This is a genomic window from Leeuwenhoekiella blandensis MED217 (assembly GCF_000152985.1).
In the GTDB taxonomy this organism is placed as follows: Bacteria; Bacteroidota; Bacteroidia; order Flavobacteriales; family Flavobacteriaceae; genus Leeuwenhoekiella; species Leeuwenhoekiella blandensis.
In genome coordinates this window covers 2,778,053-2,804,434 of record NZ_CH672395.1, presented here as the reverse complement: position 1 = coordinate 2,804,434, position 26,382 = coordinate 2,778,053, and the positions used below count along the sequence as shown (strand labels likewise).

The 26,382-nt window shown below is 38.1% G+C and carries 26 protein-coding genes and 1 pseudogene; 4 read left to right on the top strand and 23 right to left on the bottom strand.

Annotation, left to right across the window (positions count from 1 at the left end; translation table 11 throughout):
* Positions 1-35: 35 nt before the first annotated feature.
* The 4 genes from MED217_RS12120 to MED217_RS12105 all read right to left on the bottom strand — a co-directional run bounded on the left by MED217_RS12120 (position 36) and on the right by MED217_RS12105 (position 4,355).
* Positions 36-872, bottom strand: a complete 837-nt coding sequence (locus MED217_RS12120; protein ID WP_050759357.1) for a CPBP family intramembrane glutamic endopeptidase — start codon at positions 870-872, stop codon at positions 36-38.
* A gap of 56 nt (positions 873-928) precedes the next feature.
* Complete coding sequence (locus MED217_RS12115) at positions 929-1,939, bottom strand: hypothetical protein (protein WP_009780813.1); 1,011 nt, start codon at positions 1,937-1,939, stop codon at positions 929-931.
* A 137-nt stretch (positions 1,940-2,076) separates the two neighbouring features.
* Positions 2,077-3,273, bottom strand: a complete 1,197-nt coding sequence (locus tag MED217_RS12110; protein ID WP_009780812.1) for a DUF418 domain-containing protein — start codon at positions 3,271-3,273, stop codon at positions 2,077-2,079.
* A gap of 38 nt (positions 3,274-3,311) precedes the next feature.
* Positions 3,312-4,355 carry a serine hydrolase domain-containing protein gene (locus MED217_RS12105; RefSeq protein WP_009780811.1) on the bottom strand — a complete coding sequence of 348 codons (1,044 nt, stop codon included), beginning with the start codon at positions 4,353-4,355 and terminating at the stop codon, positions 3,312-3,314.
* 224 nt (positions 4,356-4,579) lie between these two features.
* On the opposite strand from MED217_RS12105, the gene MED217_RS12100 reads away from it, so the two are divergent.
* Positions 4,580-5,947 (top strand): alpha-L-fucosidase, encoded by a 1,368-nt coding sequence (locus tag MED217_RS12100; RefSeq protein WP_040532794.1) that lies wholly within the window; start codon positions 4,580-4,582, stop codon positions 5,945-5,947.
* 139 nt (positions 5,948-6,086) lie between these two features.
* On the opposite strand, the gene MED217_RS12095 is transcribed toward MED217_RS12100, so the two are convergent.
* The 3 genes from MED217_RS12095 to MED217_RS12085 all read right to left on the bottom strand — a co-directional run bounded on the left by MED217_RS12095 (position 6,087) and on the right by MED217_RS12085 (position 7,854).
* Positions 6,087-6,638, bottom strand: a complete 552-nt coding sequence (locus MED217_RS12095; protein WP_009780809.1) for a DinB family protein — start codon at positions 6,636-6,638, stop codon at positions 6,087-6,089.
* A 17-nt stretch (positions 6,639-6,655) separates the two neighbouring features.
* Positions 6,656-7,315, bottom strand: coding sequence for a CPBP family intramembrane glutamic endopeptidase (locus tag MED217_RS12090; protein ID WP_230199264.1), 660 nt, complete (start codon positions 7,313-7,315; stop codon positions 6,656-6,658).
* 164 nt (positions 7,316-7,479) lie between these two features.
* Entirely contained in the window at positions 7,480-7,854 is a 375-nt protein-coding gene (locus MED217_RS12085) for a hypothetical protein (RefSeq protein WP_154648936.1), read from the bottom strand.
* Between the two features lie 546 nt (positions 7,855-8,400).
* On the opposite strand from MED217_RS12085, the gene MED217_RS12080 reads away from it, so the two are divergent.
* Complete coding sequence (locus MED217_RS12080; RefSeq protein WP_009780806.1) at positions 8,401-8,988, top strand: tyrosine-type recombinase/integrase; 588 nt, start codon at positions 8,401-8,403, stop codon at positions 8,986-8,988.
* A pseudogene (locus MED217_RS12075) lies at positions 8,988-9,458 on the top strand (IS91 family transposase); the annotation flags it as partial. The gene MED217_RS12080 and the pseudogene MED217_RS12075, both read left to right, overlap by 1 nt.
* 26 nt (positions 9,459-9,484) lie before the next feature.
* Here MED217_RS12075 and MED217_RS12070 read toward each other — a convergent pair.
* Positions 9,485-10,614 (bottom strand): IS3-like element ISLbl2 family transposase gene (locus MED217_RS12070; RefSeq protein ID WP_088124381.1). Its coding sequence is split into 2 segments (ribosomal slippage): positions 9,485-10,353 and positions 10,353-10,614, totalling 1,131 coding nucleotides; the frame shifts between segments, so codons are not numbered across the junction.
* 73 nt (positions 10,615-10,687) lie between these two features.
* Between MED217_RS12070 and MED217_RS12060 the strand changes: the two genes are divergently transcribed.
* Positions 10,688-11,353, top strand: a complete 666-nt coding sequence (locus tag MED217_RS12060; protein WP_230199263.1) for a transposase — start codon at positions 10,688-10,690, stop codon at positions 11,351-11,353.
* Between the two features lie 62 nt (positions 11,354-11,415).
* Here the strand turns inward: MED217_RS12060 and MED217_RS12055 are convergent.
* The 15 genes from MED217_RS12055 to MED217_RS11980 all read right to left on the bottom strand — a co-directional run bounded on the left by MED217_RS12055 (position 11,416) and on the right by MED217_RS11980 (position 26,376).
* Positions 11,416-12,620 (bottom strand): IS3-like element ISLbl1 family transposase gene (locus MED217_RS12055; protein ID WP_154648898.1). Its coding sequence is split into 2 segments (ribosomal slippage): positions 11,416-12,341 and positions 12,341-12,620, totalling 1,206 coding nucleotides; the frame shifts between segments, so codons are not numbered across the junction.
* A gap of 355 nt (positions 12,621-12,975) precedes the next feature.
* The gene (locus MED217_RS18570; RefSeq protein ID WP_154648935.1) at positions 12,976-13,875 is read right to left on the bottom strand and encodes a DUF2726 domain-containing protein; all 900 of its coding nucleotides are present in this window, start codon (positions 13,873-13,875) and stop codon (positions 12,976-12,978) included.
* Positions 13,876-13,892: 17 nt separating this feature from the next.
* Entirely contained in the window at positions 13,893-15,440 is a 1,548-nt protein-coding gene (locus MED217_RS12040; protein ID WP_009780326.1) for an IS1182 family transposase, read from the bottom strand.
* A gap of 185 nt (positions 15,441-15,625) precedes the next feature.
* Positions 15,626-16,432 carry a type 1 glutamine amidotransferase domain-containing protein gene (locus MED217_RS12035; RefSeq protein ID WP_009780802.1) on the bottom strand — a complete coding sequence of 269 codons (807 nt, stop codon included), beginning with the start codon at positions 16,430-16,432 and terminating at the stop codon, positions 15,626-15,628.
* A 75-nt stretch (positions 16,433-16,507) separates the two neighbouring features.
* Positions 16,508-17,092: a Crp/Fnr family transcriptional regulator gene (locus MED217_RS12030; protein WP_009780801.1), complete on the bottom strand. Its 585-nt coding sequence runs from the start codon at positions 17,090-17,092 to the stop codon at positions 16,508-16,510.
* Between the two features lie 48 nt (positions 17,093-17,140).
* A complete protein-coding gene (locus MED217_RS12025; RefSeq protein WP_009780326.1) occupies positions 17,141-18,688 on the bottom strand; it encodes an IS1182 family transposase in 1,548 nt (515 codons plus the stop codon).
* A gap of 320 nt (positions 18,689-19,008) precedes the next feature.
* Complete coding sequence (merA, locus tag MED217_RS12020) at positions 19,009-20,742, bottom strand: mercury(II) reductase (protein WP_009780800.1); 1,734 nt, start codon at positions 20,740-20,742, stop codon at positions 19,009-19,011.
* A 52-nt stretch (positions 20,743-20,794) separates the two neighbouring features.
* Positions 20,795-21,403, bottom strand: a complete 609-nt coding sequence (gene merB, locus MED217_RS12015; RefSeq protein ID WP_009780799.1) for an organomercurial lyase — start codon at positions 21,401-21,403, stop codon at positions 20,795-20,797.
* A 60-nt stretch (positions 21,404-21,463) separates the two neighbouring features.
* Positions 21,464-22,093 carry a DUF2652 domain-containing protein gene (locus MED217_RS12010; protein ID WP_009780798.1) on the bottom strand — a complete coding sequence of 210 codons (630 nt, stop codon included), beginning with the start codon at positions 22,091-22,093 and terminating at the stop codon, positions 21,464-21,466.
* Between the two features lie 54 nt (positions 22,094-22,147).
* The gene (locus MED217_RS12005; protein ID WP_009780797.1) at positions 22,148-22,375 is read right to left on the bottom strand and encodes a hypothetical protein; all 228 of its coding nucleotides are present in this window, start codon (positions 22,373-22,375) and stop codon (positions 22,148-22,150) included.
* Between the two features lie 87 nt (positions 22,376-22,462).
* Entirely contained in the window at positions 22,463-22,813 is a 351-nt protein-coding gene (locus MED217_RS12000; RefSeq protein ID WP_009780796.1) for a heavy-metal-associated domain-containing protein, read from the bottom strand.
* An 11-nt stretch (positions 22,814-22,824) separates the two neighbouring features.
* Positions 22,825-23,421, bottom strand: a complete 597-nt coding sequence (merTP, locus tag MED217_RS11995) for a mercuric transport protein MerTP (RefSeq protein ID WP_009780795.1) — start codon at positions 23,419-23,421, stop codon at positions 22,825-22,827.
* Between the two features lie 11 nt (positions 23,422-23,432).
* Positions 23,433-23,804, bottom strand: a complete 372-nt coding sequence (locus tag MED217_RS11990; protein WP_009780794.1) for an ArsR/SmtB family transcription factor — start codon at positions 23,802-23,804, stop codon at positions 23,433-23,435.
* A 335-nt stretch (positions 23,805-24,139) separates the two neighbouring features.
* Positions 24,140-24,811, bottom strand: a complete 672-nt coding sequence (locus tag MED217_RS11985) for a dioxygenase family protein (protein ID WP_230199262.1) — start codon at positions 24,809-24,811, stop codon at positions 24,140-24,142.
* A 17-nt stretch (positions 24,812-24,828) separates the two neighbouring features.
* Positions 24,829-26,376, bottom strand: a complete 1,548-nt coding sequence (locus MED217_RS11980) for an IS1182 family transposase (RefSeq protein WP_009780326.1) — start codon at positions 26,374-26,376, stop codon at positions 24,829-24,831.
* Positions 26,377-26,382 lie beyond the last annotated feature (6 nt).

Here is a 26,382-nt window from a genome sequence, read left to right as displayed (position 1 = left end):
TATTACTTTTAAATATAATTAAAACAAATAAGGTTTTACCTTTTTGCTTTAAAATGTATTGCGATCCCGATGATTGCTAATACTTGAATCACAACCGAAAGCCAAGAGCCTTCAAAGCCGAAAGCTCCGCCGTTTAAGGAACTGTCGGTATTGATCTTAAATTGAACTACCGAATAAAATCCCTGACCGCTCACGTTGAAACCAAAAACCGATTGGAAGAAATTCCAGCTGAAATGCAAAGCAATGGGAAACCAAAGGTTTTTAGTATGCACATACGAAAGCCCTAAAAGAATCCCTGCAAGAAATATGTTGAAAAGCGCAAACATACTTGCATTAGGATTGAAGGCATGCATCAAGGCAAAGACCAGCGAACTCCCCAAAAGTGCAATGTATTTATTCATAGAAAGCATCAGGTTACGCAGGATGTAGCCTCTAAAAAGCATTTCTTCTATAAAGGCCACCAAAATAAAAAACACAACAGATTTAAGTAATTGCATTCCGTCAAACCGGATACGAACAAAACTGATCTCGTTCAAGCCAAGTAAAACCGAATATCCAGTAAGCATAATTAATAGTCCTAGAACCAAACCAAAGCCAATCTCCTTAGACCTGTGGCTAATGGAAAAGCCTAAAGCCTTAAAAGGTTTCTTATCTACAAAGGTCATGAACAGAAACAGAACGACACAGGTACCAATAAGGTCAAAGCTTTTAATGATGAGTCGCTGGTCAAAATCACGAGGCGCGGAGCTTTCCACATTCATCCCGGCAATGAGCATCCCGGTATATTGAAACAGCCCAACCACCACCAGATACGGAATGATGAAGGCTAAGATGTTCAACCAACCTTTGTGGGAGTAGTTTTGTTCTTGCATCAAGAATTCGGTATTAAAGGTCAAGCCTAAGACAATCAAGATCTATAATGCCAGATTTACTCATAGTATGTGATATCCCGCGTAGTTTTTGAGACGATCGTATCGTTCTTGTAGTTTGTTTTTTCGGTCCAGTTCTCGTGGGTGTCGTAGGTGTATTGAGTGGTGAAAATATCCTTTTTAGGATCAGAATTAAAATTACTTGCGTGATAGGTAATGTCTCCGTGGGTGTTGTATTTCTGTATGATTATCGCATAGTTCTCAGCGCCTTTGGGCATTATGATTTCCTGCTGTAGTTTACCATTAGGATGATAGGTATAGGTGATTTCAGTAAAGACACTGTCTGAAGTTTTATTACGTTCTTCACGGCTAAGCTGATCATCCTTATAAAAGAAGTGATTGGTATAGTGAAGTGTATCTCCGGTGTCTTTGAAATCGGTAATTACTTCCTTCACTTTTTGTCCGTTCTCGTTAAAGGTTCTGGAAATAAACTTATCAGGATGCGTTTCAGTATAATAGCTTTCTTCTCTGGTCAGATTGCCTTGCGTGTCGTAGGTCATTTTATGCAGGGAGGCTACAGTATCAGCCTGAATCACCTGCTTCAGAATAGGACGATTTTTAGCGTCTCGTTGTGTGTAATATGTCCATTGATTGAATCCGTTATCAACTTCCATTTGTGTTAAACTATCTACTTCATTATACGCGTAAGCATAATTCGTTGTAATAGGTTCGTTGTAATGACGGGTTTCCTTTCGTGCAGCGACTAGCCCTTTTGCATTATAGGTGTAGTCATTGGTGGCAAATGGAGTAGGGTTGCCTCTAAATTCATGTGATAGCGTGAGGTATCCCGCTTCATTAAACTCCATATGTCTTGTTTTTACCGGTTCCAGCATTTGAGTTGCTTCAGGATTTGCCGGCTGTATTGTAAAACTGGTTATCGTTTTTACCTGAGCCTGGAGTGCCAAAAGCTGCAAATCTGTTTTTTTGTTTTGCTTTTCGGGAGTTTCGGTGTTTGTACAACTCCAGACAAATATACAACTGAGTAAGAAGGTTTTAATTTTAATGTTCATCACAAGGTAGTTTCTGATCTGGCTATAAATATATTCAAACTTGATGAGGATTACTTTTTAAAGGACTTCAGTTTTCAGCTTCTTTTTAGTATTGCATAGGTCTCAATTTGTACCTAGGAATGAATCGCTTATGCTTTCTAGCGTTTGATCTTGAGTAGGGTTTTGTAGCTGAGACAACGCCAAAACCATTCTAAAGGTCCGTATTTAAAATAGCTAAGCCAAAGTTTACTGAAGAATACTTGTACTATAAATACACTCACAGCGAGCAATGCTACTTGTGTTGGACTTAACTGCTCATACCAACCTAATCCCACTGAAGAAAACAGGAATAAGCCTATAGCGCTCTGTAAAATATAATTGGTTAAGGCCATTTGGCCGACGTACTTCAGCGGGTGCAGTAGTTTTTGAAAAGGCGTCATGTACCACAGCCAACCTAAAACCCATAAATAAAACAGGCCCATAGCCACGTCGCAAATCACCATCATTTTGATAAATGCTGAACGGAAGCCTTCGGTTTTATAGAGATCTAAAGAAGTGAACAGCGTAAGAAAAAGGATTCTATAGACATTGGTAATTACAGCAATAAGGAGCGCCGGTTTTTTGAGCTTCAGTATAAAGGATTTCAGATCATAAACCAGCTTGTTCTTACCTAAGTACACGCCTAGAAGGAACATCGCCAATGCAATAGGTGCCAGAAAACCATAAAGCATCGGGAGATTTACCACGTATTCTCGCAAGCGCAATACGAGCCCTTGGGTGTACGCGCCTTCTGTAATGATTTGATTGATGCGCTCACCGTCAAAACCCTCGAGGTAAACATAAGGATCAAAATGAATGCTGTTGAATAACCACCCCAACAGAAGATCGTAAAACGGAAAACAAAGCAAGAGCAGCGAGGACCAGAGCAAAACCTTATTAGAAGCTTTTATGCATACTACCGCAAACATCCCGAGCAGGGCGTAAAGGTGTATGACATCGCCAGACCACAAAAAAATGATGTGTGCTGCTCCAAATAGAAAAAGAAAACCCATTCTACGGCCTAGAAAGCCTGCAACCGGTTGATGTTCTTGACGGCGTTTGAGGATTTGCATCGCGATCCCCAAACCAAAAAGCAAGGAGAAAATAGGAAAGAACTTGGTGTAGAAAAACAACTGCAAAAGCTGCTGTGTACCACGATCATACCAACTCGTAAACTGAGCAAGATAAGCGTCTTGATTCACAAATGTGGAATGCATAATGACACTGTTCACCACAAAAATCCCAAATACCGCAAAACCACGATATACATCGAGCAGGTCTATACGGGATTTAGGTTTGACAGGAGTAAGGCTCAAATTTAAAAGGGCATATTTAAGTCTTAAAAGTACAGGTTTTAATTTGAAGTTTTCTTTTTCAAAATCTTGACAATACGACTATACATCACTTCTGAAAGATTCCAGTTATAGCCTTCAAAATCTACGGTATTGGTGAACTGAATGACCACCGCATCCAGCTCGTTGTGATACTTGGCAATACTCTGATACCCCGGAATCAATCCTGTATGCTCAAATTTATAAATAGAGGAATATAAGGCTTTTTCTTCAGCATCTTTAAAAGCCGATCCGTCATTGAGGGCACGTATAAAGTTACCTAAATCCTGCGCGGTAGCCAGCATAAGATCGTTGTCATCGGTTTTTAGATCTTGTTCATAGCCTACATAATAACCGCTCATCACGCGGTCGAGCTCCACATCGTGTATAGAACCATAGGTGTTGTTGAGGTTTAAAGGCTCAAGAATTTCCTTTTTTATGGTGTAAAAAGAAGTTTGACCTGTTACTTTTTTAATGAGTTCGTGAAGCAGCAAATAATTGGTGTTGCTGTATGCGTATTGGGTATCGGGAGCAAAAGCTGCCGGTTGGTCTAATATTAAAGCCAGCCGCTCTTCGTTATTGTCTTTAGGATTTGCCCAATACATATAGGTATCTGTGAAATTAGGAATACCACTACGATGTTTTACCATCATGCTTAGCGTTATTTGATCTGCATATTCAATACGATCTGCCAACTCGGGGAAGTAGTGTGCAAGCGTCTGGTCAAGGTCCAGTTTTCCGCTACTCACAAGTTTAGTAACAGCCAAAGCCGTATACAATTTACTTACACTGGCAATCTTAAACAGCGCATCGGGGCGTGCCGGTTCTTGAGTTTCTCTGCTGTGCGTACCGGCGGTATACCAGGCTGGGGCTTTTCCTGCTTGATCTACATAAACGATAATACCATCAAAACCATAGTCTGGCGCTTTATCAACTTGTTCCTGAATCGTGTCTGGCAAAGGTTTGATCCACGCCGTAACAATAGGCCAGGGGACAAAGTATAACGAAATGAGCGTTGCTGTAAAAAGTAAAATTCTGATGATGGTTGTTGTACGCTTTGAAGCCATTGGGTTAAGTCTTGTTATAGCCTATAAGTTTATAAACGGAAGAATTTGTTACACGTGGCGGGTGTTGTTTTTCTTTAAGATAACTCTTTGATACTTAGATAAAAGTGTGCTTGTTGTTTTGAGCTTCTAATGCGGAAGCTACTACTACACGTATTTGAAGAGCTTCTATTTATTCATATTGAAGCATTAATTGTTATATTTACTTATGAATATTAACAGAAATTATGATTAAAAAACTACTAATTCTATTGATTGTTTGCCAAAGCCTCAATGTTTTTGGCCAAGAGAAAATTTGGGAGGAGACCCCGGCACAGAAAAAAGAGCGTATGCAGTGGTGGACCGATGCCCGTTTTGGGATGTTCATTCACTTTGGGTTATACTCTCAGGCGGCACGTCACGAGTGGGTGATGCGCAAAGAAAAAATGAGTGTTGAAGAATATGAGAAGTATTTTGAGCTTTTCAATCCTGATTTGTATGATCCTAAGGTTTGGGCTAAAAAGGCAAAAGCTGCCGGTATGAAATATGCCGTGATTACTACAAAACATCACGAAGGCTTCACACTTTTTGATTCTGAATATACCGATTATAAGATTACCAATACCCCATACGGGAAAGACGCGATTCAAGAGTGGGTAGATGCATTTAGAGCAGAAGGTCTAAAAGTGGGCTTTTATTATTCGTTGCTAGACTGGCATCATCCGGAGTATACCATAGATCGTAACCATCCGCTAAGTCCGGAAAATGAAGAAGACTATGCAAAACTCAATAAGGGTCGCGATATGGACATCTACAGGGAATATTTGAAAAATCACGTACGAGAGATCCTTACCAAGTATGGAAAGATCGATCTGCTGTGGCTCGATTATTCATTCCCTAATCCGCATGGGAAGTTTGCCGAAGATTGGGATTCTGCCGGACTGATGAAAATGGTGCGTGAGCTTCAGCCTGAGATCATTGTGAATGACCGTGCGGATCTCAAAGAATATGAAGGCGGTTGGGACTTTACCACGCCAGAGCAGTTTACTGTAGAGAAGTGGTTGGAGTATAACGGGGAGCGCGTTGCTTGGGAAACCTGCCAAACCTTCTCCGGGTCTTGGGGGTATTACCGCGATGAATACACCTGGAAAAACAAACGGCAGTTGCTTACCTTATTGATCGAGTCGGTAAGCAAAGGCGGAAACGTACTGCTTAATGTAGGACCCACGGGGCGTGGAGCTTTTGATCCTCGAGTAGATAAAGCTTTAGCCGAAATGGGGGAGTGGATGGCCTATAACAGCCGTGCTATTTATGAGTGTACTCAAGCTCCCGAAGGATTTACGGCACCACCTAATACCGTGTTAACCTACAATCCTAAAAGTAAGCGATTGTATCTGCACTTGCTTAACTATCCTACAAAGAATCTCTTATTGAAGGATTTTAAGTACAAGATCAAATATGCACAGTTTTTACACGATGCTTCAGAAATCGAACTGACCGAGCCTTACAGTCATTGGATGATCGAGCAAGAGTTTGGTGAGAATGATATCAACCTCGTACTGCCGGTAACCAAACCCGATGTGGAGATCCCGGTGATCGAGCTCTTTCTAAAATAATTTAGAACGAAGAAAATCCGTGGTCTAAGATCACGGATTTTTTATTGGCGCCGCCAAAGGGTTTAATACTCCCAGGCTTGCCCTAAGGTAGTTTACTTGAATTCAAGAGCACAGGAAAGTAGTTTTATTAATTTAAGCTTTACTGATACAGCACATACCGAGGCGGTTGGATTTTGTTGAGGCGCATATTAACAAGCATTTGCGCCCTATGGTGTGTGATGTGATCTGCAAGTAAGAGTAAAATTTGTCGTTTCGTTCGGTTTGCTCCAAAGTAGTCCAGTCTTTCATCAAGAATATCGAGATCTAGGTTAGCAATGAAATGGATGGTGGTATCAAAAGTCTCTGCGATCGTAGCGATCATTTCTTTTTTTGATTTGTTGTCAACTTTCAGTGTGGTGTCGGTGTTCCAATCGCGTGCCTTGCGGCCACCAATTAAAGATTGACTATGCCAGTCCATCGCCCAAGCTATATGCATCAAATGCTCTTCAAAACTCATAGATTCTGCAGTTGCTCTGAATTTGTATTGCGCTTCGGGCATCGTTTCGGCTACAAGAATTAAGTAGGCCTTTGATTGTTCTAGCCGCTCTATATACTCCTTTATAAACACATTTTCCTGCGCACTTACCGGTTGCATACAAGCAGATAGGATAAAAACGGCAATTAGTATTAAGGTATACTTGATGTTTTTCATGAGTTTTGATTATCAATTTAAAGATTTGCCTCAGAGTCCTCTTGCACCGCTTCTTTTTTAATACCGTAACGTATAAACAACAGGACAATGATGGGGACGAGAATTAACCCACTTGTAAAATTGAGCAATGAAGCCCAATCGGTTAATTCCGTTTCACCTTTTGAAAGGAAAACGAGTTCGCCTAAGGGACCTTTAGAGAATAGGGTATTGTAAGTGACATTCCATCCCAAATGTAAGCCGAAACCTAACAGCATTGATCTGGTTTTTGCAAATGCCCAAGCCCAGGCATATCCCATCAATCCGGTTCCGATAAAAACGAAAAGCATTGCTATTAGATTTCCAAACACTCCGTAGGAGAACCAGTGATATATGCCAAAGGCGATTGCAGAAATTAGGATACTTTTCTTGGAGCCTATTTTTTGGATAAGCAGGTATAACAAGGCTCCACGAAATAGGAGTTCTTCAGTCAATACCGATTTAAAATCCCACCACAAGGATTTTAGGACAATGCCAGAAGTGATCTTTTCATTCAAGATCCAAGACGAGCTTTTTAGATAGGCTTCTAAATACTGTACAAGCACGCAAAGTATCGCGGTAACCAAAAAACCTAAGCCCAATTGTTTTAAACGTTTACCCGGCGGAAGCACGCCCAATGCCAGAATGCTCTTTTTTTTCAACAAGATAGAGCAACAACCAAGAAATGCTAATTAAGACTAAAATTCCTATCATCTACTTCATCTTGGAGATTAAATGCGTGTGGCTTTTTTTGGTATTGTTTATTTATTAAAAGTAGCTGAAGAAAGGGAGTGATGCAACTAGATGTTAGGAGGAGAACTAGTTTTTAATTTTTTACAGGAATATTAAAATAAGTGCTAGTTTTTTGACCATTAAGCTCAAAACTCAACTTGATATCCAAGGTATCTGAGATCAAGTGATGCCTTTCTATATTTATTTCAGTTTGAGTGACTTCATTCTTTATTCTCAGAAGCTTTATTCCTGCTCCGTAGATCGAAACTGTTTCTGGTTCAATATTTTTCCATTCAAAATCTACTCTGATAGGAGTATTATAAGTCAGATAGTCATTTCCATTCAAGATTTTTAATTGCACGCTACTTTCTTCTATCTCATAAATGAATTTTGAAGTTTTTTTTATCGATTCCGTACAGGAATTCAGGCTCAGAATGAAAAGTCCTAATAGGAAAGTTTGATTAATCATCTTGAGGTTTTGCATATTGTGCACAACGGTTTTACAAAAAAATCCAACTAGTCCCGAAGCATCGGGATTTCGCCCGACTTAAAGATAGTAAAGTTGCCCAAATAAACTATGAGGAATTCAGCCGCAATGAGCTATACACTGTGTTGAACTAAACCTAAAGGTAGCTTCAAGAGTTGTCTAAATCTCTATTCACTACCTTTAGGATATATAAATCTAATAGTTAGCAAATTATGAAAAAAAAGTAGTACTCTGATTGAACGTGCTTGTGAATGTGTTCCGGAATTTCAGGAATTGTATCTCAAACTAAAACGTTCTGTTGAACTATCGGGCAAAAGCCAAAGTACCTTAACTAATTATGCCCGCTGTCTTTCACACATAGCCCTGCATTTTAAGTGTAGTCCACTGGATCTGGATGAAGAACAGGTGCTGGATTATCTACACGTTTTAAAATCTCGCAACAAGACTCCTTCGAGCAGCTTTTTTAAACATACCGTTTATGGCTTGAGATATGCTTACAGGATATCTAACCGTAAAGAAATGCAGTTGATGCTCCCCTCCATTGAGCGTCCCAAAAAGCTTCCGGTTGTCTTAAGCTTTAGGGAGGTAAAGCGACTCTTAAAAGCTCCAAAGTTATTAAAGCACCGTCTGGTCTTGGCACTGCTTTATGGTTGCGGTCTTCGGTGTTTTGAACTGTGTAACCTGCAGTTAAAAGATCTGGACTTTGACCGGATGATGCTCCACATCCGCCAGGGAAAAGGCAGGAAAGACCGGTATGTACCCTTGTCAAAGATGCAGATCCGCGGACTTCAAACCTACCTTAGGGCAGAACAGCCTTCCATCTGGTGCTTTACCGGTAATAATAGCGAAGGTAAAGCTGTCCCGCTTTCTACTCAAGGGGTGCGTTGGATCGTAAGTGAAGCCCGTAAGCATAGCGGCATAAGAAAACAAGTGACCACCCACAGCCTGCGCCACAGTTATGCTACCCACCTTCTGGAGATGGGTCTTGATATTATGAGTGTAAAGGATCTTTTAGGGCACGCAGACATCCAGACCACCCTAACGTATTTACACGTGGCTCAACTGGGCAGGCAAAAGTCCTTCAGTCCGCTTGATAAACTCTATAAACAAGACTGATGGCAAGGGCTACGTATGAGGTAGCTCAGGTATTAAATCGCAATACACAAGACTTAGCTGGCTGTTGTGCCACTAGCTGGCAGTTAAGAACTTTATACGCCTTGCGTAAATGCCGCACGGCTGCCCTGGGCGGTCACATTGACCGCTGCACCAATACCTCTTGCAATATCTTACACCTGAGTTATAACAGTTGTCGTAACCGGCATTGTCCCAAGTGCCAGGGGCACAAAAGGGAGCAATGGATTAGAGCACGGGAAGAAGAACTCTTGAATGTGCCTTACTTCCACGTGGTCTTTACCCTGCCTTGTGAGCTCAACCGCCTGTGCCTGTATGAGCCCAGACTCTTGTATGACTTGCTGTTCAAAACCGCTTGGGAGGTTATAACAGGGTTTGCTTCCAATCCTAAGTTTTTAGGGGCTAGTCCCGGAATGATCGCCATCCTGCATACCTGGGGACAGAACCTGTCCTTGTGTAAGCTTCCCCAGACTAGAACTGCTTAATTTTCCAAAACTGGTTTAAAATTATTGTTATTCATTCTCTTGGGGCTAGCCCCAAGAGAATGGAGTTTTGCGTATTGCACTGGTGCTATTTTGCCCAGTGAGTCATGGGGACGATATTTATTGTAATCTTCCATCCATATTTGAGTTTGTTCCCTTACCTGATCAATATTTTCAAAGATATATTTATCTAGGACACCTCTGCGATAGGAGCCATTAAAGCGTTCTACAAAAGCATTTTGAGTAGGTTTGCCTGGTTGTATGTATTTAAATTCAATTTCATGCATTTTACTCCATTCAGCAGTTAGGTTTGCTATGAATTCAGGACCATTGTCCATCCTGATCCTGTTTGGCTTGCCCCGTCGGTTGATTAGGTGATTGAGTACCCAGACTACCCGATTACTAGTCAATGAAAAGTCTACTTCAATATGTAGTGCCTCTCGATTAAAATCGTCTATTACGTTAAAAGATCTAAAACGTCTCTTGTTTTCTAGGACATCGCTTACGAAATCAATACTCCAAGTATCATTCAATTCTTCAGGAATCTCCAAAGGCTCCTGTATACGCGCGGGCAGGCGCTTCTTTGCTTTTCTTCTTAAAGGAAGCCCTAAAGATACATACACCCTGTGTACCCGCTTATGATTCCAAGGCTTTCCTTCGTTACGGATACGCCAGTAGGCTTTCCAGAAACCCTCTTCTGAATGTTCTTCTGCTTTGTCTCTAAGAGCCTTCTCTATAGGAGTATCATCCTTGGGTAATGGCTTATAATAGTAAACACTTTTACTCATATTAAGCACTCGGCACGCCCTACTGATGCCGTAGCGGATAAGTTCTTTAGCTATGGTGCGTTTACGGCAGGGCTTTAGAGCTTTTTTTCAATAATCTCTTTTGCCATTTGGTGGTCTAGTGCTAAAGAGGCATACATCTGCTTTAGACGGGCGTTTTCAGCTTCGAGCTCCTTAATACGCTTAAGTTCTTTGCTGCTCATACCAGCGTATTTAGAACGCCATTTATAAAAGGTAGAGGTACTGACACCGTATTCGCGGCTAATTTCTTCAACACTCTTACCGTTGTCGAACTCCTTTAAAATTTTTGCAATCTGTGTAGGTGTGAATTTGCTTCGTCTCATACTGTTTAAAATTAAGAATTATTACACTTCTAAACAGTTCGGTTTTAAGGGAAGCATACAATGTCGTGAGCAATTGCGCAGCCTCTTTCGTCGACGCAATGATCTGGTTAAAGATATGCGTCAGATCAAGAGTTATATTAAAATGCAACTGCTGTATTATGGTATAGAAATACCACCGGAGTACGACAATGATCACTGGAGTCATAATTTTAGATATTGGTTAGATGACTTGAAGTTTGAATATGATACAGGCACAGAAGTTTTACGCAGCCGTATGCGTAGTTTTCGGTTTATAGATCAAGAGTTTCGGGATGTATCTACGTTACTTAGAAGACACACTAAAACACATTTTAAACACGATTATATGCTATTGCGCAGTATACCGGGCATAGGTCCTATTGTGGCCAGTGGTATACTGAGTGAGCTTGGAGATCTGCGACGCTTTAAGAACATAAAGCATCTGGCGGGCTATGTAGGTTTAGCCCCAGGTATTTATCAAAGTGGTGATACCCTAAGGCATACGGGTGTGAGTATGCGAGCACACCGCTTGATACGCAGTTATTTTATTGAGGCTTCTTGGCAAGCGATCAGGACAGACCCGGTAATGCAAGAGTATTATCGCAAACATCAAGGTAAGAACGTAAAATCAATAATCGTTAAGGTAGCTCGTAAATTACTAAGCCGCACCTTAGCTGTAATTAAAACAGGAATTCCCTATGAGATAGGGATTGTAGAATAATAAACCAATAACAAAGCTCAACATTGGACTTGCAACAAAAAACTGGACTTTAAGTTGAGTGACTATGCTGCTAGTTTTTGATTATACATATCTATTTCAAATTCTTTAATAGTTCTGTTTCCTAAGTAGGAATGTCTTCTTCTGGTATTGTACCAGGTTTCTATCCACTGAAAGATAGATAACTCTGCCTGTGATTTAAGCTTGTATTTATGCCAATATACCCATTCTACTTTCAGAGATTTAAAAAAGGATTCAGCTACGGCATTGTCCCAGCAATTACCTTTTCTACTCATCGATTGTTTTACCAGGTCATTATAGCTTTTAAGTAGATTAGTAAATCTTTGGCTGGCATATTGGATACCTTGGTCTGAATGGAATATCAAAGGTTGTGTTAGTGTGGTATTTTTAATAGCCATCTGCCAAGCTTTTATAACAGTATCCTCAGTATTTAGGGTATCACTTAAAGCCCATCCTATAACTTTTCTATTGAATAGATCAATGATCACTGTTAGGTAACTCCAACCCTGATTGGTCTGAACATAGGTAATATCGCTTACCCATACTTGATTAGCCCTGGCTACATTAAAGCATTGGTTCAACAAGTTTGGTGCTATGGGATATTTATGGTTACTATCGGTGGTGGCTTTAAACTTACGCTTCCTCTTAGCGTATAAATAGTTTGCCTTCATTATACGGGCTACCCGAGGCTTTGATACCTTAAAGCCCAAAGCTTTCAATTCAGCCTTTATTCTAGGAGCTCCATAGCTTTGGTGACTATCTTCAAATATATCTTTGATTAATGAAGAGAGCTTCTGATTTTCTTTCCAAAGGGTGCTAGGACCAGATTTCAACCAGTGGTAATAACCGCTTTTACTCACGGCTAACATAGTGCACATCTTCTCAACAGGAAATTTCATACGATGCTGTTTTATGAACCTGTATTTTTCTTGTCGCTCGCGGAGAAGATGCCAATCGCCTTTTTTAAGATATCACGTTCTAATTCGGCTTCTTTGAGCTGTTTCTTTAAACGGGCTATCTCTTTTTGTTGATCGGTCATTTTAGGGTTACCACGGCCGGGAAAACTATTTTTACCATAATTCTTTTGCTCTTTACGCCACCGGTAAAGAACAGCAGGTAAGATATCCAGGTCCTCACAAACCTGTGCTACACTGCCTTTGGCGTAACTTAATTCTACTGCTTTTTGCTTAAACTCTAAAGTGTAATGTTTGGCTTTACGTCTCATGATTGCTAAGTTAACAACTTGCAATAATATTCATTCAACTCTATGTCCAGTCTAATGTAGTAATTCCACATAGAAGTAGCAAAATCTGGATCACAAAACAACGTAGGTGACTACTTGAGTTTAGATCACATCGGTTAGCAAGTGACCAGTTTATTATAGCTTATAATCATACAGATGCTGGTGAACCGCCAAGATGCGCGTATCACATATAGGATGCCGAGCAAGTTATATAGGTATTGAATGATTGATAATCCTATCGGAATTATCAACGATTCAACACCCCAAAATCAACATTATGAAGTGATTAAAAATAAAATATTAACTTTAAAGAACTGGACTAGGGCTTTTCATAGGATACGTTGTTGTGCGTAGGCTTTTTTCATTCCGTTAATTTTCTTATTTCTCGTATTATTTCTTCAAATTCCGCTTCACTAACAGTTTTATCTCGTTTTCTAATCCGATAAAGTTTTGAATTTGAGAGACTCAAAATTTTGTCTTTCATTTTATCTTTTTCTTTTTGTTCTTTTGTGTCGTGATAAATACTATCGAGTTCGAAAAAATAAATTGGATAATAATTTTTGAAAGGCTCAAAAACTGCAAAGTCGATAGACGATTTGAAGAAAAAATTCCGTTCAGTTTGATTTAGTTGGTTTTTAATTAAATCATACTCGATTACATTGCTCAAAGCTACATTTGGATAAACTTGGTAAGTGTCAAAAACTCTTTTTAGAGCTACAAAAAACTCACTTTCCTGATAAGAGTTAAACATTGATTTCCGAGCATCAATTCCGTTTTCGTCAAGAGTATTTTCAGTTGTTAGAATTCGATTTTTAGAACTGTTGCTAATTTCTTTCGGAAACTCTTTATGGTATTTAGTAATTATACTTTTAGAAACCTCATTGTCAGGATATTTTTTGGCATAATTATAAGCAAGAGATAAGTTGTCAATTTTTGCATTTGCAATTGCGACATTAATGGCTTCGTCTTGTTCGGGTTTTAGTTTTATAAAATGTCCAGCATTCAACAAAGTCAGTTGACCTAAATTTTCAACAAAATCTGAATCAGTCTCTAATTCCATTGCTTTTTGAACCATAACAGAAATAGTAGTTTCCGATGCGGTTTGAAGTAATAGGTCTTTTTTTATTAAATCCTTATTTTGGTAGAATATTCCGATTAATTCAGTCCAATTTTCTTTTTGTAAAAGCTGATATATATTTTCTTGATTAATCATTAAGTTTCTTGGTTTGGTCAGCTTACGCACAACGGCAGTCTGTCTCAAAACTACCTTTTTATGTTTTAAAAGTAGTTGAAGTGTATGCGATATCCAACAAAAACTGCATATGAGGTGTTTTGGGTATTTTGGTGATATACTTTAGGTTTGAGCCTTTCTAAGCCCTCTAATAGCTTTAAAACACTTAAAAAACTATGTTTTATCGCTGCCTCAAGAGATACTTTTAGCTTGAACAGTCTTTTAAGATTATAAGCTAGCAGCATAAGACCTAAATCTGCTGAAGCAGCTTGTATTCCTTTTTTGGTCAAGATATGATTAAATCCCCATTGACGCTTTATGGTGCCGTAAGGATGCTCAACTAGTGCTTGCCGCCTTTTGTAGAGTTCACCGCTTTGAGCAATACGTTTGGCATTATCCTGAATGTTCTGGGTGTACTGACTGCGCTGTATTACTTTTCCATTGACTTTTGAAGTGGTACAGTTCTCCCGCACCACACAGGTCTTGCAGGCTTTGGTTTTGTATTGTTTAAAAGTGTAGTTACGTGCTTTGTACTGGGTCCCGTTAGAGGTTAGTGTATGTCCCTGCGGACAGGTATAAGTGTCTGGATCTGAGTTATAGTTAAAATACTCTGCGTTGTATCTGGGGTTTGGTGCCTGACTTTTTCTTCCAATAGCAGGTATGGCAACCAAGGTAGCAATGCCTAAATGATCTGCTGTATGAAACTCACTTCCGGTGTGATACCCTTTGTCATAAAGGGCGGTGAAGTGGGTTGTGCGTAAGATGGTTTTAGCTCTGGCGAGCATACCGCCCATTGCTTTTTTATCATTGGCGTTGGTGAGTTTATAATCGATCAGGATTTTATTTTGAGCATCTACGGTGGTTTGTGCAGTGTAGCATACTTCGGTAACGGTCCCGCGTACAATTTGATGTCTGCTGTCAGGGTCAGAGGTCGATAGTTGCGGATTGGGAGAAGAGGTATCCTGCTCCAGTTGGTTTTTTATCTGCTGGTATTTTACACGTTGAGCTTTACGGGTGTGTATTTGCTGTTGTACTTCTTCTTTGTGATCTCCATCAGCATTAGCCAGTTCCCGGTTATGTTCTTCGAGTTTTTTATCAATGTAATCCAGATGGCGCTGTATCTTCTTTTTGTTGTAGTTATTCTTCTTGCTGTTTTGGGCTCTGAGCTTAGTAGAATCACCGGCGATGAGCGTAGCCCCGATCAGGTTGAAGTTACGTGCGAGTTGCACGCTCTGGCGGAACACGCGCTTAATAGCCTTTGGGTTGTCTTTTCTAAATCGGGCAATAGTATTATGATCAGGCTGTAGGTTTTTGATCAACCAGATGACCTCGATATTGCGCAGGCATTCTTTTTCTAAGATGCGGGAAGAGCGCATCCGGTTCATATAGCCGTAAATGTAAAGCTTCAATAAATCTGCAGGATCATAGGGAGGTCTGCCCTGTGAGGCTTTGGATTGAAAGCCCAGCGCTTGAAGATCTAATAGGTTTACAAATTGATCGATCAGACGAACACTATTATCTTGAGGGATCATATCGTCTAAACAGGTGGTGTACAGGGTAAGTTGCTCGCGGGGTTGTCCTTGTTGATATTCCATTCATGAAATTAATCTTTTTAAATGAAATATCCTAAGTTTTGAGACAGTCTGACGGTCTAGTATAAGAGCAGTAGCGGATTAAAACGCTCCACTATTCGAATAGCAAGATACTTAATTAAAATAAAATAGCGGTTTGAGTTATAACCCAAACCGCTATTGCTTTTATACAATGTTGTGAGTAGTTTTTACTTTATTTTCTTAAGTAGAAGTTCAGCTACTAATTCAGAAGAGGCAGGGTTTTGTCCAGTTATTAATAAACCATCTTCAACAGCATAAGGATTCCAATCTGCTTTTTTAGAGTAAATTCCACCATTACTTTTTAGCATATCTTCTACTAAAAATGGAACAATAGAAGTTAGTTGAACAGCTTCTTCTTCTCCGTTTGTAAATCCAGTTACTTTTTTGCCATTAACCAAATAAGTCCCATTTGTATTTTTTGTGTGTTTAAAAATAGCAGGAGCGTGGCAAACAGCAGCAACTGGTTTATTATTTTTATAAAAATCTTCTATTAAAGCAATTGAATTTTTATCTTCAGCTAAATCCCATAAAGGACCGTGTCCACCAGGATAAAATACAGCGTCAAAATCTGCTTGGTTTGCAGTTTCCAATCTTATTGTTCTAGATAAGACTTCTTGGGTTTCTTTATCGTCATTAAATCTTACAGTTGCTGGGGTTTGAAAGTCTGGAGAAGCACTTTTTGGGTCAATTGGAGGTTGTCCTCCTTTTGGAGATGCTAAAGTAATTTCAATTCCTTTATCTTTTAATAAATAATAAGGTGCTGCAAACTCTTCTATCCAAAAACCAGTTTTGAGCCCAGTATCTCCTAAATCTTCGTGACTTGTTAATACAAATAATACTTTTTTCATTGTTTTACTTTTTTCTGTTTCTGTGTTAGTACTTAATTTTTGCTCATTAGAATTAGTTTCTTTTGTGTTTTTGCCACAGGACGAAAATAAAGCCAAAGCGATTATAATTGTTGTTATTCTTTTCATTTGAGAATTATTTTGTTTTAAAAAGGCAAAATTATAGTCAAATTAAGTGCTGAAAATTGATGTATGTCAATAAAATCAATTAAGAGACATTTCTTTTCTAATTCTACTTAAGGTTTCGGTAGTAATTCCTAGATAAGAAGCTATATGGTAATTTTTTACAGTCTGTTCAATATTTGGGTAAGTATTGATAAACGAAACATATCTTTCTTTAGCAGACTGGGCCAAATTTGCTAATATCCTCTTTTGAAAACTAGCAAAAGCTTTTTCCATTTTTTTTCTAAAAAAAGTTTCTAATTGTGGAATCTCTATGAATAAATCTTCCATACTTTTTTTTGAAATTTGATATATCGTTGCTTCCTCAATAGTTTCAATATACATTACTGCTTTAGTTGTTGTGAAGAAAGCTGTATAATCACTTATCCACCAATCATTAATGGCAAATTGCAAAGTATGTTCTTTGCCAGATTTATCAATAAAGTAAGTTCTTAAACAACCATTGTAAACATAATATTGATTGAGGACTTTATCGTCTGCTTTTAATATTGTAACTCCTTTTTTTAAATCGAGTTTTTTAAGTTTATTTTCAATAAGATTTTCTTCTTTTTTTGAAAAAGAGATTTCTTTAAAAATTTCTGATATTATTGAGTTTTCGATGTTCATTTAAATTACTCACAACGGCAGTCTGTCTCAAAACTACCTTTTTATGTTTTAAAAGTAGTTGAAGTGTATGCGATATCCAACAAAAACTGCATATGAGGTGTTTTGGGTATTTTGGTGATATACTTTAGGTTTGAGCCTTTCTAAGCCCTCTAATAGCTTTAAAACACTTAAAAAACTATGTTTTATCGCTGCCTCAAGAGATACTTTTAGCTTGAACAGTCTTTTAAGATTATAAGCTAGCAGCATAAGACCTAAATCTGCTGAAGCAGCTTGTATTCCTTTTTTGGTCAAGATATGATTAAATCCCCATTGACGCTTTATGGTGCCGTAAGGATGCTCAACTAGTGCTTGCCGCCTTTTGTAGAGTTCACCGCTTTGAGCAATACGTTTGGCATTATCCTGAATGTTCTGGGTGTACTGACTGCGCTGTATTACTTTTCCATTGACTTTTGAAGTGGTACAGTTCTCCCGCACCACACAGGTCTTGCAGGCTTTGGTTTTGTATTGTTTAAAAGTGTAGTTACGTGCTTTGTACTGGGTCCCGTTAGAGGTTAGTGTATGTCCCTGCGGACAGGTATAAGTGTCTGGATCTGAGTTATAGTTAAAATACTCTGCGTTGTATCTGGGGTTTGGTGCCTGACTTTTTCTTCCAATAGCAGGTATGGCAACCAAGGTAGCAATGCCTAAATGATCTGCTGTATGAAACTCACTTCCGGTGTGATACCCTTTGTCATAAAGGGCGGTGAAGTGGGTTGTGCGTAAGATGGTTTTAGCTCTGGCGAGCATACCGCCCATTGCTTTTTTATCATTGGCGTTGGTGAGTTTATAATCGATCAGGATTTTATTTTGAGCATCTACGGTGGTTTGTGCAGTGTAGCATACTTCGGTAACGGTCCCGCGTACAATTTGATGTCTGCTGTCAGGGTCAGAGGTCGATAGTTGCGGATTGGGAGAAGAGGTATCCTGCTCCAGTTGGTTTTTTATCTGCTGGTATTTTACACGTTGAGCTTTACGGGTGTGTATTTGCTGTTGTACTTCTTCTTTGTGATCTCCATCAGCATTAGCCAGTTCCCGGTTATGTTCTTCGAGTTTTTTATCAATGTAATCCAGATGGCGCTGTATCTTCTTTTTGTTGTAGTTATTCTTCTTGCTGTTTTGGGCTCTGAGCTTAGTAGAATCACCGGCGATGAGCGTAGCCCCGATCAGGTTGAAGTTACGTGCGAGTTGCACGCTCTGGCGGAACACGCGCTTAATAGCCTTTGGGTTGTCTTTTCTAAATCGGGCAATAGTATTATGATCAGGCTGTAGGTTTTTGATCAACCAGATGACCTCGATATTGCGCAGGCATTCTTTTTCTAAGATGCGGGAAGAGCGCATCCGGTTCATATAGCCGTAAATGTAAAGCTTCAATAAATCTGCAGGATCATAGGGAGGTCTGCCCTGTGAGGCTTTGGATTGAAAGCCCAGCGCTTGAAGATCTAATAGGTTTACAAATTGATCGATCAGACGAACACTATTATCTTGAGGGATCATATCGTCTAAACAGGTGGTGTACAGGGTAAGTTGCTCGCGGGGTTGTCCTTGTTGATATTCCATTCATGAAATTAATCTTTTTAAATGAAATATCCTAAGTTTTGAGACAGTCTGACGGTCTTGTATATGAAAAGTAGCAGATTTGTATGTGCAATTTTTCAGTTGAAAACAAAGATAGCAGAAAAGAACCAAACTTTTAGTTTAGCTCTTAACTGCTATTTTTTATATACGTTGTTACCCACTGGCTTTATTCCGTTCTGCTTTTCAATTCCGATATTTTCTTAAATGTTCGGATTGAGCGTTGGCAAGACATACTCTTTTGCAATTTTTGATGGCGTGGTGGCTTTGAGCGAATTGCAAATGTGTATGGCTTTTAGTAGGGATTAACTTGCACAACAACTCAATTTAGAAACATCTTTTCCAAAAGTAATTGCTGCTAATTTGATTCCTTCTCCAAGTGTCAAATATGGATAAAAACTTTCAGCCAAATCTTTTACTGTAATTCCAAATTTAATAGCCATACTTAATTGTTGGATGAGTTCACCACCTTCTGGTGCTATTACTCTTGCTCCAATTAATTTATCCGTTTCCGTATTACGAATCAACTTTATAAATCCTCTGGTATCTTGTGCAGCTAAAGCTCTTGGTACATGTGTTAGATCTAATTTTGATACTTCAAAAGGAATGCCTCTTGATTCAGCTTCAATTTCATCCATACCTGCTCCCGCAATTTGAGGGTCTGTAAATACTACCCAAGGTAATGATGCATAATCTACACTTTGTTTTGATAATGAAAATGCATTATTAACGGCTGTACTGCCTTCGGTTGCTGCTGTATACACAAATGGCGGTGTATTAGTGACATCACCAGCTGCATAAATATTGGAAATATTAGTTTCCATTTTTTCATTAACCACAATATGCCCTCTTTCTGATAATTTTAGGTCTATTTTTTTTAGACCTAATTTAGACGTGTTTGGCGTGGTTCCTGTAGCAACAACAATATGTCCTTTTTCAACAATTTGTGTTGTAGAACCATCAGGACAGTTACAATGAATAATAGTATCGTTGCCCTCTTTTTCAAATTTAAAAGCTCTAAAATTTGGAAGAATTTCAATGCCTTCACTTTTCATTTGTTCAACTAAAACATCAGTAATGTCTTCGGTTTGACTTCGTAAAGGCCTATCGGTAAATTCTATGATACGTACTTTTACTCCTAAACGATTATATGCCATTGCCATTTCCAATCCGATATAACCTGCGCCCATTATGGTCAAGCTTTTGGGTTTTTCTTCCAAATCGAATAAGGACACATTAGTTAAATACCCAACTTCATTTAATCCTTCAATATTTGGAATATTCGTGGTTGCACCTGTTGCTATAACAACGTTTGTTGCAGTGTATGTGTCTTTACCATCAACAATAATGGTGTTGTTATTTACAAATTCTGCCCATCCTTTTAGCATCGTTAAGTTTTCAAAATCACTCACAACATCCATATACTTTTGCTGTTGCAGGGCTGCAACCAATGCTTTTTTGTCTTTTATTATTTGAGCAAAATCAATGTCAGCACCTTTTGGTTTTATTCCTGCAAAATTAGAATGTGTTGTATGGTAAGCCGTTTCAGCCGCACGGATTAAATTTTTGGAAGGTACACAGCCAACATTAACACAAGTGCCACCAAAATCTAATCCACCATTAACCATTAGTGTTGTGAGTCCTAAACTTTCAGCTTTTATGGCTGCTGAAAATGCAGCAGAACCACCTCCAATTACGATTAAATCGAATTGATTTTTTCCTTTGTTGGACGCTTTATCTGTCGTGCTATCCGAAATTGAATCACAACAATCCTCTTTTTCATTGCCTTTAACAACCGTATACTTACCAATGCTATTTACAGCGTTAATCAATTCCTCTTTATTCAACTTGGCAGTATCAAAAGTAAATTCTCCTTTACCAGTTTCGTGGTTCACAGAACTGATTAGAATACCATCTTTTTTATTGATATCCTTTTCGATATGTAATGAACAGCCACTACAGGTCATTCCTTCTATCTGTAATGAAACAGTTTCTGTTTTTTGAGATAACTCGTTTTTCTTTTTAAATAAATTCTTCATATTAAAAATGATTTGTTTTTATGTGGTGCTTAATAAATATGGGTTATTATTTTTAACAACATTTTAAGCCAATTTTATTCGATTCAAACAGATCTTCCAAGGTTAATATCTTGCCATTTGCATTGCTGTCAAGCCATTGTTTTGCGGTTTGTTCGCTTGCAAAAAAAGAAACGTGATTACAGAAGGAGCCTCTGATATTGCAAGAGTCCATTTTTTCAACCAAAGAGAGAAATATTGGATACGGATTAGATGATACCAAATGATCACAGTCAATATTCAACTCAATTAAAGAATTGTCAATTGGGTCTTGAGATATAATTTGGGACGAAACATCCAGCCATTCGGTAAACAATATAGCGTCTAATGCACACCAAGTATAAAGTGTTTTGCCTTGCACTATAAACTTGTGGTTAGTAGGTGTGATCGACAAACCAGAAAAGGCAGTGATTTCATCATTTTCATTTAGCTCTCCTAATAATTCCAACAGTGAATCAGCTTTCTCTTTAGTCGCATCGATAAGTGCATAAAATGTTGTTTTTGGCAGTGGATTGCCTTTAAGTAATTCCCTTTGGACATTCACGATAAAATTATTATCATCAAGTTGAATTTCAGATAACATGGTGTTTAATTGTTTGCCCAAATATTGCTTTGCTGTTTTCATTTTGTATATAATTTAGATTATGTTTATTTCATTTTCCGCACGAAGAAAATGCTGATCATTTTAACAAGTCGTACCTTGTCTGTTCTTTAAACTTAATGCCTTCAAATCGAAATAAGTAATACCAATATCACCGATGTCTTCTAAATTGAAAATGTCGTTGACCAATTCCGTATGGTTATCAAGATGAGTGCCTATAAGTGGAAATTGATTGCTAAAATTTTCCGTGAAAAGTATGTACTCATTTGAGCTAATTTTGTTTTTAAGAAGCCGATGTGCTATTATTAAATCTTTACCAAAGAGTTTACAATAGTCTTTTACCATTACAGAGCCAAGTTGTCCAAAATGAAGCACAAATTTTAGTGAAAGGTTATATAGATTTTGGCAAGACTCACACATACATTTCGATCGTTTAAATTCATCTATTCTTTGATGAAATTTGTCGAACATCAATTGACATTGATTAATGATTTCCGTTGCTGAATATGGAAATTCATAACTGTAAAATAAAATAGCATCGCCTTCGATTTCAGACACTTTAAAATTTAGTATATTATTTTCTAAAATTGATTCGAGCAATAGTGCAATTTTTTCCTGACTATGCCTAATTTCAGAAGTGGCAATGTATTTGGTAAACCCACTAATATCTGGTATAAGAATAAGTGCTGGGTTACTGGTGTGACAAACTTCCATTTTGATATCTTTTTTTAAATTAAGTACTGTATTTTCAGTCCATTTAAAAGCTAACTAGCGATTATCATTTTGAGTTTTAAACCCTATTTTCTTTTTAAATTTTATAACTAATTTTTCTTGAGGTTTAAGAAACTCTTCAATAATTTTTTTACAGTCACTGATGGGCTGTCCAATAAGTTTATCAATTAATTCTTTTGGTGGATTTTGCAATTCACAATCTCCAATTTCTATGCAACAATCCAAGTGGTCCGGATTGAAAACTTCCTTCTTTGACTGTTTCATTAGAACAATTATTTAATTAAATACTTAAATACAGTTTGAAAAAAATTGAGGTATTATACCCCAACTTTTTTTGCGACTTTAGTTTCCCTAGCTTTTTGGCTCCATCAAACTTGCCTTATAAGGTGTTTTATTAATGGCTTCAATAATGGCTTCTACTGTAGTTAACTTTGGATTGAAAGTCACAACCGCTCTATCCTCTTTATACTCGACCAACGGTTCTATAACTCCCTCTACTTTTTCTAAAGCCTTCATTACATGGTTTGAACAAGACATACAAGTCATGCCTGTAACTTTTAAAGTAACTGTTTTAGTTTCTTGCATATTGATATTGGCTTTCTCTACCTTTTTGTCATTTTTCGGCAAACAACACGATTGTGCTTGTGCATTAAATGAAAATAATAAAAGGAATAATCCTGATATAACTAATAATTTTTTCATAAGATTTATTTTTATTTATTAATAACTTTATAACCCGTTGAATTTATAGCTTTTTCTATATCTTCTTTAGATGTTTTTGTATTGTCAAACTCCACTTCGGCATTAGCTTTCTCATAAGAAGCAGCTACATTAACAATACCTTCTAATTCGTTAACAGCGTGCTTAACGTGTTCTTCACAAGAAGCGCAAGTCATACCTTTTACATCAAAATTTACAGTTTGAATGTCTGATTGATTTACGACAATAACCTCTTTTTTGTTATCTGGATAAAATATATGAGAATAATAAGGAAAGCTAATTGAAATAGCTGCAAACAATGTAATGCCTATTAAAAAGCCTTTGGTTTGATACCATTTTGGTTTTGCATCAACTTCGCAACAGTCATCGGCTTTTTTGGGTTTTAAGTAAGCATACCAAGCATAGCCAATAGCTATTACAGCTAAACCTATTAAATAGGGTCTAAAAGGTTCCATCCAAGATAGTGCAGATGCACTTCCTCCAACGCCAGCTATTAATGCTATAACAGGTGGTATGCAACAAGATGATGCTGCTACAGCAGCAAATAAACCTGTGTATGCTGCATTTTTTGATGTTTTTTCTGTTTTCATTTCTTTATAAATTATGCTGTTTTTCTAATTAATTCGATAGATTTAAAAATGCTAATAAATATCTCTGTTTCATCTTTATTTAATGAATAATAAAGTGTTTGACCATCTCGTCTTGAATTGATTATTCCTGCATCTTTGATTTTACGTATATGTTGTGAGATCGCAGGAACACTCATTTTTAGTATATCAGCTAAATCACAAGGACATAGTTCATTTTCTAAATTCAATAAATAAAGAATTCTCAATCTTACATCGCTTCCTGCAATTGATAAAAGTTTTGTCATTTTTTGAAAACTCCCTTCCATATTATCCAATGCCTCCATACAGTTTTGTAACTGCTTATGGTTGGCTTCCGCTCTTGTACAGGTTATTTCTAATTTCATTTGTGTATATATTTTTATTAAAGTTATTTGCTTTGTCGTACAAACATATAATTAATTACGTATATAAGCAAATACTTAAATACATAATTACGAATTTTGGGAAAGTTTTAGCTCTTTTGGTTTTTAGAGCGTTGGATTTATGTGTTGGGAAAAACCGAAAGTGCTAAAATATGCGGCTGGTTTTCAGCTTGTGGGTAACGTTCTCGTATAACCGTCAGTTACGGCATAAATTAGCCATTATTTTCCGTTTAAGCACTAGCCTTAGCAATTCCGAGTGGATTCGGACGTAGTCGAATCCGCCGTAATTGCGGTTATACATTGTTGTGCAACGTTTTTTATTCATAATTAGGAATATTTTTTCCTAAAATTAAATTCCTATTTGCTGTCCAAATTCCATTTTTCATTTCCAACTTCACAATTCCCGAGCCACCTCTGTTTTTCTGGGATTGTTTTTTTTCTGTCGTCAATTTCGTGTCACTTTCAAAAAAATAACTGTCGATATAGTATGGAATAGTATTCGGTTCTTTCACATAAATATGGATATGTTCAGGTTCTTGGACTTTTGGATAGGGTGCTGGTCTAAAAGTGTAAAAAGTAAATTTTCCGTCTTTTTCTGTTTTTAGCCATCCACGATATTGTCCGTGAGTTTTTTCCCAACCAATTGGATTTTCACTTGGTTGATAAATTCCGTTTCTGTCTGTGTGATATACGTACAGTATTACATTTTCAGCAGGTGTTTTTCCGTCTTTTTGATATACAGTTCCTGTTATTTTTACTTTCGGTTCGTTGTCTTCGAATTTAGGTAAAGTAACAGTTGTTTTAGGTTCTAATTCCAACAATTTATAATCCAAAACTGCTTCGCAATCTTGGCAAGGTCCACCAACTTTTCTTTCAGATTTAGATTGTCCGTTACAGGAAGTTATAATCAAAGCCATCAATACTATTCCCAAATATTTTTTCATTCTCGATGCTTTTTTCAAATGTTGCACAACGGCAGTCTGTCTCAAAACTACCTTTTTATGTTTTAAAAGTAGTTGAAGTGTATGCGATATCCAACAAAAACTGCATATGAGGTGTTTTGGGTATTTTGGTGATATACTTTAGGTTTGAGCCTCTCTAAGCCCTCTAATAGCTTTAAAACACTTAAAAAACTATGTTTTATCGCTGCCTCAAGAGATACTTTTAGCTTGAACAGTCTTTTAAGATTATAAGCTAGCAGCATAAGACCTAAATCTGCTGAAGCAGCTTGTATTCCTTTTTTGGTCAAGATATGATTAAATCCCCATTGACGCTTTATGGTGCCGTAAGGATGCTCAACTAGTGCTTGCCGCCTTTTGTAGAGTTCACCGCTTTGAGCAATACGTTTGGCATTATCCTGAATGTTCTGGGTGTACTGACTGCGCTGTATTACTTTTCCATTGACTTTTGAAGTGGTACAGTTCTCCCGCACCACACAGGTCTTGCAGGCTTTGGTTTTGTATTGTTTAAAAGTGTAGTTACGTGCTTTGTACTGGGTCCCGTTAGAGGTTAGTGTATGTCCCTGCGGACAGGTATAAGTGTCTGGATCTGAGTTATAGTTAAAATACTCTGCGTTGTATCTGGGGTTTGGTGCCTGACTTTTTCTTCCAATAGCAGGTATGGCAACCAAGGTAGCAATGCCTAAATGATCTGCTGTATGAAACTCACTTCCGGTGTGATACCCTTTGTCATAAAGGGCGGTGAAGTGGGTTGTGCGTAAGATGGTTTTAGCTCTGGCGAGCATACCGCCCATTGCTTTTTTATCATTGGCGTTGGTGAGTTTATAATCGATCAGGATTTTATTTTGAGCATCTACGGTGGTTTGTGCAGTGTAGCATACTTCGGTAACGGTCCCGCGTACAATTTGATGTCTGCTGTCAGGGTCAGAGGTCGATAGTTGCGGATTGGGAGAAGAGGTATCCTGCTCCAGTTGGTTTTTTATCTGCTGGTATTTTACACGTTGAGCTTTACGGGTGTGTATTTGCTGTTGTACTTCTTCTTTGTGATCTCCATCAGCATTAGCCAGTTCCCGGTTATGTTCTTCGAGTTTTTTATCAATGTAATCCAGATGGCGCTGTATCTTCTTTTTGTTGTAGTTATTCTTCTTGCTGTTTTGGGCTCTGAGCTTAGTAGAATCACCGGCGATGAGCGTAGCCCCGATCAGGTTGAAGTTACGTGCGAGTTGCACGCTCTGGCGGAACACGCGCTTAATAGCCTTTGGGTTGTCTTTTCTAAATCGGGCAATAGTATTATGATCAGGCTGTAGGTTTTTGATCAACCAGATGACCTCGATATTGCGCAGGCATTCTTTTTCTAAGATGCGGGAAGAGCGCATCCGGTTCATATAGCCGTAAATGTAAAGCTTCAATAAATCTGCAGGATCATAGGGAGGTCTGCCCTGTGAGGCTTTGGATTGAAAGCCCAGCGCTTGAAGATCTAATAGGTTTACAAATTGATCGATCAGACGAACACTATTATCTTGAGGGATCATATCGTCTAAACAGGTGGTGTACAGGGTAAGTTGCTCGCGGGGTTGTCCTTGTTGATATTCCATTCATGA

Bases quoted from the DNA above. Each gene is read 5' to 3' on its own strand.
- MED217_RS12120 (WP_050759357.1), bottom strand. From the start codon at position 872: ATGCAAGAACAAAACTACTCCCACAAAGGTTGGTTGAACATCTTAGCC.
- MED217_RS12115 (WP_009780813.1), bottom strand. From the start codon at position 1,939: ATGAACATTAAAATTAAAACCTTCTTACTCAGTTGTATATTTGTCTGG.
- MED217_RS12105 (WP_009780811.1), bottom strand. From the start codon at position 4,355: ATGGCTTCAAAGCGTACAACAACCATCATCAGAATTTTACTTTTTACA.
- MED217_RS12100 (WP_040532794.1), top strand. From the start codon at position 4,580: ATGATTAAAAAACTACTAATTCTATTGATTGTTTGCCAAAGCCTCAAT.
- MED217_RS12095 (WP_009780809.1), bottom strand. From the start codon at position 6,638: ATGAAAAACATCAAGTATACCTTAATACTAATTGCCGTTTTTATCCTA.
- MED217_RS12085 (WP_154648936.1), bottom strand. From the start codon at position 7,854: ATGATTAATCAAACTTTCCTATTAGGACTTTTCATTCTGAGCCTGAAT.
- MED217_RS12080 (WP_009780806.1), top strand. From the start codon at position 8,401: ATGCTCCCCTCCATTGAGCGTCCCAAAAAGCTTCCGGTTGTCTTAAGC.
- MED217_RS12040 (WP_009780326.1), bottom strand. From the start codon at position 15,440: ATGGAATATCAACAAGGACAACCCCGCGAGCAACTTACCCTGTACACC.
- MED217_RS12035 (WP_009780802.1), bottom strand. From the start codon at position 16,432: ATGAAAAGAATAACAACAATTATAATCGCTTTGGCTTTATTTTCGTCC.
- MED217_RS12030 (WP_009780801.1), bottom strand. From the start codon at position 17,092: ATGAACATCGAAAACTCAATAATATCAGAAATTTTTAAAGAAATCTCT.
- MED217_RS12025 (WP_009780326.1), bottom strand. From the start codon at position 18,688: ATGGAATATCAACAAGGACAACCCCGCGAGCAACTTACCCTGTACACC.
- merA (WP_009780800.1), bottom strand. From the start codon at position 20,742: ATGAAGAATTTATTTAAAAAGAAAAACGAGTTATCTCAAAAAACAGAA.
- merB (WP_009780799.1), bottom strand. From the start codon at position 21,403: ATGAAAACAGCAAAGCAATATTTGGGCAAACAATTAAACACCATGTTA.
- MED217_RS12010 (WP_009780798.1), bottom strand. From the start codon at position 22,093: ATGGAAGTTTGTCACACCAGTAACCCAGCACTTATTCTTATACCAGAT.
- MED217_RS12005 (WP_009780797.1), bottom strand. From the start codon at position 22,375: ATGAAACAGTCAAAGAAGGAAGTTTTCAATCCGGACCACTTGGATTGT.
- MED217_RS12000 (WP_009780796.1), bottom strand. From the start codon at position 22,813: ATGAAAAAATTATTAGTTATATCAGGATTATTCCTTTTATTATTTTCA.
- merTP (WP_009780795.1), bottom strand. From the start codon at position 23,421: ATGAAAACAGAAAAAACATCAAAAAATGCAGCATACACAGGTTTATTT.
- MED217_RS11990 (WP_009780794.1), bottom strand. From the start codon at position 23,804: ATGAAATTAGAAATAACCTGTACAAGAGCGGAAGCCAACCATAAGCAG.
- MED217_RS11980 (WP_009780326.1), bottom strand. From the start codon at position 26,376: ATGGAATATCAACAAGGACAACCCCGCGAGCAACTTACCCTGTACACC.